The 11,213-nt window shown below is 46.8% G+C and carries 8 protein-coding genes and 5 pseudogenes; 8 read left to right on the top strand and 5 right to left on the bottom strand.

Features of this window, described 5'->3' with window-relative positions; all coding sequences use genetic code 11:
* Positions 1-496 precede the first annotated feature (496 nt).
* On the bottom strand, positions 497-1,192 hold the full coding sequence (locus LC431_RS20255) for a metallophosphoesterase (protein ID WP_223510279.1): 696 nt from the start codon (positions 1,190-1,192) through the stop codon (positions 497-499).
* An 837-nt stretch (positions 1,193-2,029) separates the two neighbouring features.
* On the opposite strand from LC431_RS20255, the pseudogene LC431_RS20250 reads away from it, so the two are divergent.
* Both LC431_RS20250 and LC431_RS20245 read left to right on the top strand, forming a co-directional pair.
* A pseudogene (locus LC431_RS20250) lies at positions 2,030-2,525 on the top strand (baseplate assembly protein); the annotation flags it as partial.
* 124 nt (positions 2,526-2,649) lie between these two features.
* On the top strand, positions 2,650-2,919 hold the full coding sequence (locus tag LC431_RS20245) for a hypothetical protein (RefSeq protein WP_223510285.1): 270 nt from the start codon (positions 2,650-2,652) through the stop codon (positions 2,917-2,919).
* Positions 2,920-2,998: 79 nt separating this feature from the next.
* Here the strand turns inward: LC431_RS20245 and LC431_RS20240 are convergent.
* Positions 2,999-3,325, bottom strand: a pseudogene (locus LC431_RS20240) (integrase core domain-containing protein); the annotation flags it as partial.
* A 16-nt stretch (positions 3,326-3,341) separates the two neighbouring features.
* Here LC431_RS20240 and LC431_RS20235 point away from each other — a divergent pair.
* Positions 3,342-3,506: pseudogene (locus LC431_RS20235) on the top strand (IS110 family transposase); the annotation flags it as partial.
* A 162-nt stretch (positions 3,507-3,668) separates the two neighbouring features.
* On the opposite strand, the gene LC431_RS20230 reads toward LC431_RS20235, so the two are convergent.
* Positions 3,669-4,169, bottom strand: a complete 501-nt coding sequence (locus LC431_RS20230; RefSeq protein ID WP_223510278.1) for an Lrp/AsnC family transcriptional regulator — start codon at positions 4,167-4,169, stop codon at positions 3,669-3,671.
* A 233-nt stretch (positions 4,170-4,402) separates the two neighbouring features.
* On the opposite strand from LC431_RS20230, the gene LC431_RS20225 reads away from it, so the two are divergent.
* Positions 4,403-5,005, top strand: coding sequence for a LysE family translocator (locus tag LC431_RS20225; protein WP_223510277.1), 603 nt, complete (start codon positions 4,403-4,405; stop codon positions 5,003-5,005).
* A 52-nt stretch (positions 5,006-5,057) separates the two neighbouring features.
* On the opposite strand, the pseudogene LC431_RS20220 reads toward LC431_RS20225, so the two are convergent.
* Positions 5,058-6,178: pseudogene (locus tag LC431_RS20220) on the bottom strand (IS3 family transposase).
* A 95-nt stretch (positions 6,179-6,273) separates the two neighbouring features.
* On the opposite strand from LC431_RS20220, the pseudogene LC431_RS26320 reads away from it, so the two are divergent.
* Together LC431_RS26320 and LC431_RS26315 are read left to right on the top strand one after the other, a co-directional pair.
* A pseudogene (locus LC431_RS26320) lies at positions 6,274-6,531 on the top strand (cytochrome c); the annotation flags it as partial.
* Positions 6,532-6,579: 48 nt separating this feature from the next.
* Positions 6,580-6,861 carry a cytochrome c gene (locus tag LC431_RS26315; RefSeq protein WP_370633913.1) on the top strand — a complete coding sequence of 94 codons (282 nt, stop codon included), beginning with the start codon at positions 6,580-6,582 and terminating at the stop codon, positions 6,859-6,861.
* Positions 6,862-7,006: 145 nt separating this feature from the next.
* On the opposite strand, the gene LC431_RS20210 is transcribed toward LC431_RS26315, so the two are convergent.
* On the bottom strand, positions 7,007-7,762 hold the full coding sequence (locus LC431_RS20210; protein WP_223510275.1) for an SDR family oxidoreductase: 756 nt from the start codon (positions 7,760-7,762) through the stop codon (positions 7,007-7,009).
* A 116-nt stretch (positions 7,763-7,878) separates the two neighbouring features.
* Here LC431_RS20210 and LC431_RS20205 point away from each other — a divergent pair, with 116 nt between their 5' ends.
* Together LC431_RS20205 and LC431_RS20200 are read left to right on the top strand one after the other, a co-directional pair.
* A complete protein-coding gene (locus tag LC431_RS20205) occupies positions 7,879-8,475 on the top strand; it encodes a TetR/AcrR family transcriptional regulator (protein WP_223510274.1) in 597 nt (198 codons plus the stop codon).
* A gap of 1,061 nt (positions 8,476-9,536) precedes the next feature.
* Positions 9,537-11,192, top strand: coding sequence for a methyl-accepting chemotaxis protein (locus LC431_RS20200; protein ID WP_223510273.1), 1,656 nt, complete (start codon positions 9,537-9,539; stop codon positions 11,190-11,192).
* Positions 11,193-11,213 lie beyond the last annotated feature (21 nt).

Raw genomic sequence — 11,213 nt, 5'->3', positions numbered from 1 at the left:
CAACCGGCTGATTTGGAAGCCGTTGTCGATGCCCTGGCGGTTCATGGTTCAGTGACCACATCGTTAGTTCTGTCTAACGCAGTGCGTAAACAGGTGCCTGTGCGCCCGGGGTGACCGGCTCACATTTGATCGACATGGCAGGATATTAGCAAGGTCCGATTTAGGCACCAAGCTGCTGTAGGTGAGGCCCATCAGGCTGCTGAGAGCGAAGAGCGGAAGTTCGCTTTCAGGGTAAATTAATCCACATGCCAGAGGATCTCTAAAAGAGAATGGTGCGGATTTCAGGGAGGAGATCAGTAGCACTATCCACAGAAACGATGGATGTGTAGTTCGGAGTCGCCTATATGAGATTGCTCCCCAAGTTTAAGCACGGGCACCAGAGCATCCAGCGCAATAATTTCATTGCTGCTCTGGAAGGTGTAATGCCCCGTTCAGCAAAGTGTGCTCCAGACCACTGGTGATATCCGGGACAGGAACTTACATAAATCAATTATGCTTATTGTATTTGTATAATGTTTATCTCATTTCCTACGTAAGAGCTAGTATCAATCCATATCTGATTTCCGTCTCTGAAGGGGAGAGTTAATGAGCTATGACCAAAAATGAATTGCTTCGCCCCTTTTATTTTGCAACCATTTCCGTTCATAGCACTAAACAGTCTTTCCCGGCTCCAGCTAACTTTCCAGAGATCTACACTTTTTCCGAATTTATAATAGTTACTTGGATAATCAGCATGACAAATGACATGCTTTCCATCCTTAACATTTGCCTCAATAATGTAAGGCAAACTTTGAATTTTCCTTATTAAAATATCAACCTTTTTTCCATCTTCTAAATCCAGATCAAAATACCAACTACCACCATGTGATTTCCAATATGCAACGTTCATACCCTCTACCGCATCAAGAGCCATTTCCTCATGATTACCACGCACAGCGACAAACCAAATTTGCCCTATCAGTTCAAGGCAGGTAATGTTATCCGAGCCATAATCTATTAAGTTCCCGACAGAAATAAGAAGGTCCCTTTCTTTATTAAAGCCTATGTTTAATAGTTCTTGATTAAGCTTGTGGAAGTTGGCGTGAATATCACCGACAACAAAAATCCTTTCATATTCTTCCCCATTGATCTTTCGATAGGTTCCTTTTGGCGCTCTGTAAAGACCTAAAAAATAGAGTATCGACTTAATCATAAATTCTCTCAATGCTTACTCATTATTGCTGAAGTGTCAACGAGGCCAAGTTGGCCCCGTTTCAAATACTGCCACCTTACATGGAATCGATGTTTTATAGGCTTCTTGAATTTTGTTGTCCATTTTAAGTGCTATTGAGTCGTATGTTAATCTTGTTGAAATAAAAAAAGTAACAAGTTTCAGTCCCACTAGATAGGAATCCTCTTAAATAATCACAATGCGTTATTAGCATTCCTTTAGCTTTCAATTCATTGAAACATATTGAAACCTTGACTTATAGTTCTTAGCGCGTTCATAAAAAGCCAGTTAAAATAATTACATAATTAATTTCCCAAGAGAAATCAACAAGGCATTGACAGTGGTTTTATTGTGGGTATTAGCCTCAATTAACAGTTGGGTAAGTTTGTCCCCTTTCATTTTCTTTGCGATTCGTCTTATGTTTTTTATTCACGACCCTACATAGATTCGGACGATGAAAGAATAAGTGGGAGTGATAATTTAAGTTATTTAATGAGTTTACTCATTAAATGTGGCGGAACTCTGGAGGAAAACCCTTAGACATTTCTCTGTGAACCAGCATGAACGGGCAAAATGAGCTGGCATTCGATGCAGTTTTTTAGGCTCAGATAGTGGTGTTGTGCCTTTGACAGACAACGCGCTTCAAATTGTATGCTGCTTGTCAGGGCGGTATTCTTTTAATGAGTACATTCATCCAAATAACGACATTCTGCGCCTAGTGCGCAATCTGATCCGCATTGGTACCGTTGCCTAGGTGGATCCGGCACCCGCAAGGATACGTCCGCCACCATTTCATTAACCCTACCCGTGCGCTGAATTATAGCAACTATCTATCTGAAGCAGTTACAGTTACCCACCCCCAACGTGGAGGAGGTGCTGGATTACGAAATCCTGCTGGCGGAACGCAAAGCCACGCTGGTCTCCTTGTACCCTGAAGACCAGCAGGCCGTGACTGCCCGCACGCTGACGCTGGAATGTTGGAGGAGAACCCCTACCGCGAAGTGATCCTGCGTCAGCGGGTTAACGAAGCATCGCAGGCGATGACCCACCAGTACTGATCTCGACAATATCGCCGCCACGTTCAGCGTGCCCGCCGTGGCTGCAGTGATGGAAAGTTGATGCGGATTTGCATATCCGTGCGCAGCAGGCATTTGAAGGGCTGAGCGTAGCCGGTCCGGTCGGTTCCGATGAGTATTACGGGCGCTCTGCTGACGAGCGGGTAGCGGATATTTCGGTAGTAAGTCCCTCGCCTGCCTGCGTGATGATTTCTGTGCTGGCACAGACCGGCAACGGCACCGCGCTCGCTGACATGGTGGAATTGTTTGGGGAAGAAAAGAACATGCAGTTAAATAGCTACCATTTAGCATAATAACGATTGCATGAAATTAATTTTATTATGATTTACCAGTGCGTTATGAGCATTCAAACAAGACAGCTTGATGGCCGAATCGGAACATGCGAGGCCATCTGGGTCAATCCGCGCGACCGCACCAAACGCCTTTGGGCAAATCGTTCTTGCGCAAATTTTGTTTTCCTTCCTGAAACAACATCCAGAGTTCAAGGATTTTGTCGTGCAGCTGCCGATCAGCCTGTCGTTCGCAAAATTTTCCGGCCACTTTAGCTTTTATTATATCCCCCTCTTCTTGTCGCTGGCATCGGCTCTGGTAGTCTTTTCGGGCATAAATGCCAAAGCTCGGATCGCGGATTGATGGGATTTTCCCTTTTCTAGTTGTCCTTGATAATACAGTTTGGCCCGATATGACGAGTCAAGTTGTAAGTATACCAGCTTTAGTTCCACACACTTTTTGAGATTTCCGGTTTCTCAGCCATCAGCCGGTATTCTTCCGGTGTCAGGTTATTCAGGGATTCATGGGGCCGCTCACTGTTGTATTCATTCAGCCAGCGCTCTGTGATTTCCCGTGCTTCGTTCAGCGTTCTGAACAGGTAAAAATCCAGTATTTCTGTCCGGTACGTCCTGTTAAACCGTTCTATAAACGCGTTCTGTGTCGGCTTACCCGGCTTGATAAATTCCAGCATCACACCATGGTCTTCAGCCCATTGCGCCAGAGCCAGTGATATCAGTTCCGGGCCGTTATCCATCCACCTCTTCAGCGGATAAGCGGGATACTTACAGCACAACCCGGTAATTAAAGAGCTCTATACACGCCTGGTTGCCGCAGGAAAACCCAAAAAAGTTGCACTGACGGCCTGCATCAGAAAATTGCTGACGATCCTGAACGCAATGCTGAAAAAGAATGAAGCATGGGATCCTATGCATCACCAGCATGCTTCGTAGTCGCGCTCGAAAGACAGTTGCTATGCTCAAAATATAGGCCAGATTTGTCTACGGGCTCGGGGGCACTCCACTGAAACCACTAAGATGACTGTGACGCCGGGTTCGGTTGTAGAGCACTTCAATGTAATCGATGGAAGGAGCATCCATAACATCACTTCAGCTCTAATTTGAGAGTAAGGGGGCTGGCCCCCTTTCAAGGTGGGGAGTTAATACAATATAGCTGCGCGTTCCAGTAAAACCGTCAATTGAATGAATCACTTCCAGCAGGGCTTCAAGTGACTGAGTATTCTGGGTTCTGACTTTTAGCAGCATGGCACTATCACCTGCGACGGTGTGAATTTCCTCTACATCGGAAAGCGACTTTAAAGAGAGTATTGAGCGCGTTACAGCCCAACTCGATGTATCGACATGGATGAATGCCAGCAGCGGGCGCCCGATTTTGTTGCTGTCCAGCTTGGCCACTGTCCCTGTAATCACCCCTTCACTCTTAAGCCGTTTGACCCGCTCATGTACTGCCGGTGCTGAAAGGTGCAGTTGACGCCCAAGTTCCGAATAGCTTAGTGAGGCATCTTCAGCCAGGATGGCTAATAATGTTCGGTCCTTCGCATCCAGTTTCGGCTGTTGAATCAGTTTTGTCTGAACGACATTCACATCTTTATCCATCTCAAAAAAACCTGTTGATAGGCTAATTTTATAAGGTAATTATGAGAATACTTCTTATGAAATTCAAAAAAAAGTCATATGCAAAAGATTTATTTAGTTCCTCTGTTCCTGTCCTGTGTTGAGACAAACAGAATTAAAAACTCACTCTGCTTCACATCAGCGTCAATAAAACGGAAAACGCCCGAGATTTTTGGCGACGACAAGGAAAAAATACAACAACAGGACTGGAGTAGATGAGTATCACAGCACAGCAGTTGAGCTCCTTTCTGGTTCTGGCGATCGTTATGTCCGTCACCCCAGGACCAAACAACCTCATGGTCCTTTTTTCCAGCGTCCGGTTTGGAGCGCGTAAAACACTGGGTCACATATCCGGCGCAAGTGCCGGAAGTGCACTCATGCTACTTTTAGTCGGCTTGGGACTGCATGAAATATTTACTTTATTCCCTTATATCCAGGTGTTCATGAAGTATAGCGGCGCAGCCTATATTCTTTATTTGTCCTGGAAGATTTTGGGAAGCACCGGTGAAATCAGGTCGGCAGACACATCACACCCAATGAGTTTTATCGGAGCCGCTTTTTTCCAGCTCATCAACCCGAAATCCTGGATTATGGCAAGTGTGGCAATATCCACATGTCTGCCCAGCGTGTTTTCATTCGAGGATATAGCGCTATACACCGTTCTTTTTGCTGCCGTGAGTTTTCCCTGTGTTGGGATCTGGGCCTGGTTTGGTGCAATGATCAAACACTACCTTACGGATGCGCGGTTAGTCAGGCGCTTTAACCAAAGTTGCGCAGGCGTACTCGCTCTTTCTGCTTTGTCCATGACGCTGTTTTAACCGTCATAAGATAGCACCAGAACTGGCCTGCCCTCAGGATTAGATACAACACTCAGTTAATCATGTCGGATCCTTCACTATCAGAATTACCCTTTCTCCAGGCCGCCGCAAATTCAGACGGCGTCTGATAATTCAGCGTGGAGTGCGGGCGGTACTCGTTATAATCCTGACGCCATTCACTGATAGTTTTCCTGGCATGACTGACGTCGCTGAACCCGTGTTCATTCAGGCATTCATCGCGAAAGCGTCCGTTAAAACTCTCAATAAATCCATTCTGTGTCGGCTTGCCGGGCTGGATAAGCCGCAGCTCCACGCCATGCTCGTAAGCCCACTGGTCAAGTGCTCTGCAGGTAAACTCCCGCCCCTGGTCAGTTCTTATCGTAGCCGGATAGCCGCGAAACAGCGCAATGCTGTCCAGAATATGCGTGACCTGCACACCTGGAATCCCAAAGGCAACAGTGACCGTCAGGCATTCCTTCGTGAAGTCATCCACACAGGTCAGGCACTTGATCCTGCGACCGGTGGCCAATGCGTCCATGACGAAATCCATCGACCAGGTCAGATTGGGCGCCGCCGGGCGGAGCAGCGGCAGACGTTCTGCTGCCAGCCCTTTACGACGTCGTCTGCGTTTTACGCCCAGCCCGCTCAGATGATAAAGGCGGTACACGCGCTTGTGATTAACATGAAGCCCTTGACGGCGCAGCAGCTGCCAGATGCGGCGGTAGCCAAAACGCCTGCGCTCCAGTGCCAGCTCAGTGATACGCCCTGATAAATGCGCATCAGCAACTGAACCATAAGCGTCATAGCGGCAGGCCGACAGGGACAAACCTGTGAGTCTGCAGGCTCGACGTTGCGACAGACCGGTCGCATCACACATCAACACCACAGCTTCCCGCTTCTGGTCTGTCGTCAGTACTTTCGCCCAAGAGCCACCTGTAGCGCCTCCTTATCCAGCATGGCTTCGGCAAGCAGCTTCTTGAGTCTGGCGTTCTCTTCCTCAAGCGACTTCAGGCTCTTAACCTCAGGCACCTCCATACCGCCATACTTCTTACGTCAGGTGTAAAACGTGGCGTCGGAAATGACGTGCTTACGGCAGAGTTCACGAGCAGAAACCCCGGCTTCAGCCTCGCGGAGAATACTGATGATCTGTTGGTCGGAAAAACGCTTCTTCATGGGGATGTCCTCATGTGACTTATGAAGACATTACTAACATCGGGGTGTACTAATCAACGGGGAGCAGATCAGTCGAGGGGGCGGGACACTGTGCATCCTGCCATACATCGAAAAACTTGCTTGGCGGCGACAGTTCAGATTATCTGCAAGGCGGTACGCTACAAGGCTGGCATGCGCCGAATTTAACATCGAACCCGCATACGGGGTTAGGCTCATGGAGTAAAGACGATATTGCCAGCTACCTGCACTCGGGTACCAACAATATAACGGCATCATCAGGCCCCATGACCGAAGCGATTGAAAATTCAACTCAGTACATGACTCCGGAAGATCTGCAAGCGATTGCCAGCTATCTGAAATCTTTGCCAGCTTCCGATGTCCCTAAACCTACTCCGGTCAGCATGACGGATCCTGCAATGAAAGACGGGAAACTGGTGTTTGAGACACAATGCGGAGCTTGTCATGTTTCAAACGGTACAGGGGTCCGGAAAATGATCCCTGCACTGGTAAATAATCCGCAGATTAATTCACCGGACCCAGCAAGCCTGCTTAACGTCGTCCTTAACGGAACGTACGGGCCAATGACCCACGCTAACCCCACAGGAGCGGGTATGCCTGCCTTTGCAGAAAAACTCTCCGACGATAATATTGCAGCTGTTCTCACTTATATTCGTAATAGCTGAGGCAATGCGGCAACGCCCGTGGATACAAGGACTGTTGCTGAGGCACGTAAGAAGCTTAACGTCGCCCACTGACTAAGAGATAAAATAATAAGTAACACTCCACAAGTTTATTAACATACTTGTGGAGTTTTTTAGAGCTAAACGCTCAGTCTGCAGCCTTCCATTCAGAAAGCATTTTAAGGGCGCTGTCGTAGTGACCCGTCGCCCCGGCTGTACGTAAAAATTTGGCGCGCTCAACGATGATTTCATCAGGCGCCGGGTCTGCATGCAAAAGGTCGAGCGTCTCAGTCAGGAAGTCATCCAGCGGCATGGCATGCTCGTCATTTCCCTGTCCGAACAACGAGGTACGCACGCCAGGGGGCGCCAGCTCAATCACGCGCACGGGCGTGTCGGCGAGCTGAACACGCAAGCTTTCAGTGAATGAATGAACCGCAGCTTTTGTGGCACTATAGGTCATGGCTATAGGGAACGGGACAAACGCCAGTGCGGAACTGACATTAATGATGACACTGTCATTCTTTTGAACCAGCTGCGGTAAGAACGCATAAGTCATACGAATGGTCCCCAGAAGGTTGATCTCAACGGTCTGTTGCGCAATCTTCACTGCATCCTGATCCAAAACATTTTCGCTCAACATAATACCGGCGTTGTTGATGACAACATTCAGGTCGGGGTAACGCACTGCCGCGAGTTCGCTCGCCCGGGTAATGGATCCGGCATCAGCAATATCGAGCTCAATGGCCTCGATGCCGGGATAGTCGTTTATGATTTGATCAAGTAAAGCCTTGCGACGGCCAGCAACAATGACCTTATTGCCTGCTTCATGAAAACGTACCGCCAGGCCCAGCCCTATCCCCGAGGTTGAACCCGTGATGAGGATCGTATTACCTGAAGTTTTCATATGTTTCTCCGGATTGATGAAAAAGGTAGAATACCAAACGGACAACTATCCGCTTGGGAAAACTTAACGGACAACTGTCCGTTAAGCAAGTTTTAATATTGTGGACAGGAGGACTGGTGACACAACAACAAAAAACGGAGCGCCCGGCACGCGCTGATGCGCAGCAAAATCGCGAACGTATTCTGTCGGTTGCACTTCAGGAACTGACCGTTTCCGCAGACGTGCCGCTAAGCACGATCGCGAAGAAGGCAGGCATCGGGCAGGCCACTTTTTATCGCAACTTCCCGACACGGGAGGTATTAGTGATGGAGGTTTATCGCTATGAGATGTTGCAGGTCACAAAGTTTGCAGAACATTTGCTCCGGACCTGCGCACCCGAACAGGCGTTGCGTGACTGGATGAATCGCCTTGCCGAATACGCGATGACCAAAGCAGGCCTGGCCAATGCCATTCGCAAGGTATCGCTCTCGCGGGACTGTCCGGAAAAGGCAGGCTATGCCCCTGTCATTGCTGCCGCTCAGTTGTTACTTGATGCCAATAAGCAAGCGGGAACTATCCACCCGGGGGTTACCACTGACGACTTTTTCCTGGCAATTGCGGGTATATGGCAGCTCGATTTTAATGATGAGTGGCAGCCCAGGCTAACCTGGCTCATAGACATGGTGATGGCGGGACTGCGCGCGGGGGCACCGCTACGCACTGTTTCCCAGTAGACGCCAACCACAGCGTACATGCAGGAGAGTGGCGAAACCGCCGAAGTATCCCGGGGTGTCTGAACAATAATTGCCTCGCCTTTTCATTATTTTTTAAGCCTGGTATTGATTGATATTTGCAATACGTGGATCTGATTAAAAACATCAGGCGCAAAGGCGTTCTTATTTGCCGGGATTACTACATGCTCACCCAGACAGCGTCTCAGTCGCAAACTTCACTCACACCGCAACTTCCGGGTCGAGCCGTCCAAACCCGGGCCGGCTATTCATCCTATGCGGAGCAGAAGCGATGAAGCAAACTGGTCATGCGGGTAAACAGGAGTGCTGTTGCAAAATGCACTGTGTCCTTCCGACCTCCTCAACTGTAAGAATCTCAGAACGCTATCGCGTGCCTAACCCTGATTTTTTTCCTGTTTTTATTTTGATGGTAGTTTTTCATCAGTTTTCGGTTTAATAAATTATTAACCATACTCTATATAGGTATATTCCCTGAATTTGTTATCCGTAACGTCATGTCTGGTAGAAAAACAATGCATAAAGATTATCTTCCTGACGGTGAGGAGTCTGCAGTTGCTTTCTAAATACAACCTGCTGAAAATTTTCACAGGAATTAATAGATAGAAAATAAAATTACTTTAATTAATTAACTAAATAAAATTATTTTGGCTTCTTTGTTTTTTCTGACTTAAGAAAAGTGAATGTTATTTAAGGTGATTCGCATTATATATGTTTAAAGGTGTGAGTTTTCTACCAATTACCATTTTTTCAGTAAGACATTGATTATATAATATTTTTTCAAAACCAAGAACCGGATAACTCATAAGAAGGTTGAAACCATAGGGACTTGCTGAATGCTTATGGATATTTTGCGTGTGAAAATTTTCACTATTATTGACATTTTAATTGTCAATGTTTTTTTTGTGAATTTTTAATGACATTGAAATCATGTGTTTCATTTATGATTTTAATTTTAAAAAAACAATAATGTTCTACATCTGTCTGCCGATAGATATTATGTAATTTAATAAATAGTTTTTAATTCAGAATAATAAGGATAATACATGACAATTACACAACGGCTGTTCCTGACTTTTTCCCTGCTCTCGATAGCGCTCATCGCAATAGTGGTTACAGCAGTCCTGGTGCTATCAGGTTTTCAGGCCCGTTTTCAGTATGTGCAGGAAAATACAATTCCCTCTGTTGCGATTCTCGACGATATGATAGCAGACAGTAACGGATTAACTATCTGGCTTTACCGGCATCAAAGTTCAAAAAGCCTTGAGCAACAGTCGGCGATTGAAAATGAGCTGGCTCAGCAGATAGAGAACTTAAAAAAACTGAATCAAAAATATCTGGATAATTATCTTTCAGGTGAGCAGGATAAAAAACTGAGCAGGCATGCTTTTGTAATCATCCAGGATATTCAGACAAAGCTTCCTCAGTTTGTCGCGGGTTCACGCGCTCAGAATGATGACATAGCGCTGACAGCGTTGCAGGGGAATACGGGCGTAGGCCAATCGGTTCGTGAATTGATTGAGGGTTATAAAAAACAACGTCAGATTAACATTGATGTCAGCAACGAATACAAGAGCGATAATCTCCGTATCTATCATCAGACTTTATGGGCACTGATAATCGGTTCTTCAGCCGTTATCATACTGCTTAGTCTTTTGACATTCAGAACCATAGCAGGTATCCGAATAAAGCTTAAAAACATACGTTCACTGATGGAAAATGCCAGTGAAAAACTTGATTTAACCTTACGTGCCGATGAAACACGTAAAGATGAGATTGGTTTAATGGCTAAAGCTTATAACCATCTTATTGAAAATGTAGCATTATCATTAACTACCGTCAGGTCATCAGCGCAGTCTGTCAGTACCGCCTCCGCGCAAATATCAGCGGGTAATGAAGATTTGTCTTCACGCACGGAAGAACAGGCCGCTTCTCTGGAACAGACTGCTGCCAGCATGTCCCAGCTTAGCGAAACAGTCCGTCAGACAGCTGAGAATACCCGTCTTGCCAGTCAGCTATCTAAAAATGCATGTGACATTTCCGACGATAGTTCGTCACGTGTTCATAATTTGCTGGGAACAATGGGCGATATCAAAACCAGTTCGTCGAAAATCACTGATATCATCTCACTTATTGAAGGGATAGCATTCCAGACTAATATCCTTGCGTTGAATGCTGCTGTCGAGGCTGCACGTGCTGGTGAACAGGGACGCGGCTTCGCTGTTGTCGCTGGTGAAGTACGCAATCTGGCACAGCGCTCCTCAGCTTCAGCTAAAGAAATAAAAGAGCTGATCGAGTCTTCTATGCAGTTCGTAGAAGCAGGGGTTAATCAGGCTGAAGGTGTAGGGCACAATATGAGCAGGATGAACGATGCGGTCCGTCAGGTTACTGACCTTATTGATGAGATCTCCGTTGCCGCACACGAGCAGTCGCAGGGTATTGAACAAGTTCATGCGGCGGTAAACCAGATGGACGACGTTACTCAGCAAAACTCAGCATTGGTCCAGGAGGCCTCGGCCGCTTCACTCTCTTTAATGGCGCAGGCCAGCGCTCTGAATAAACTGGTCAGTGCGTTTACTGTGGGTGAGTTAGAGAACCACGAAAGAAAGTACAAAACAGAGCAGGAAACGCCGCTGAAGCCGATTACCAGCAATCATGTTTTAAAAAATGCACATGCTGATGATGACTGGAAAAACTTCTAAAAATCGACGGGCACTGACTCA

Source organism: Rahnella sp. GSA61A (assembly GCF_019969905.1).
Lineage (GTDB): Bacteria > Pseudomonadota > Gammaproteobacteria > Enterobacterales > Enterobacteriaceae > Rahnella > Rahnella aceris.
The sequence above is the reverse complement of the archived record's forward strand: the minus strand, read 5'-3'. Positions and strand labels throughout refer to the sequence as shown.

What these genes read in the sequence shown, in the direction of transcription:
- LC431_RS20255 (WP_223510279.1), bottom strand. Translation starts at nt 1,192, where the DNA reads ATGATTAAGTCGATACTCTATTTTTTAGGTCTTTACAGAGCGCCAAAA.
- LC431_RS20245 (WP_223510285.1), top strand. Translation starts at nt 2,650, where the DNA reads ATGGCCGAATCGGAACATGCGAGGCCATCTGGGTCAATCCGCGCGACC.
- LC431_RS20230 (WP_223510278.1), bottom strand. Translation starts at nt 4,169, where the DNA reads ATGGATAAAGATGTGAATGTCGTTCAGACAAAACTGATTCAACAGCCG.
- LC431_RS20225 (WP_223510277.1), top strand. Translation starts at nt 4,403, where the DNA reads ATGAGTATCACAGCACAGCAGTTGAGCTCCTTTCTGGTTCTGGCGATC.
- LC431_RS26315 (WP_370633913.1), top strand. Translation starts at nt 6,580, where the DNA reads ATGACGGATCCTGCAATGAAAGACGGGAAACTGGTGTTTGAGACACAA.
- LC431_RS20210 (WP_223510275.1), bottom strand. Translation starts at nt 7,762, where the DNA reads ATGAAAACTTCAGGTAATACGATCCTCATCACGGGTTCAACCTCGGGG.
- LC431_RS20200 (WP_223510273.1), top strand. Translation starts at nt 9,537, where the DNA reads ATGACAATTACACAACGGCTGTTCCTGACTTTTTCCCTGCTCTCGATA.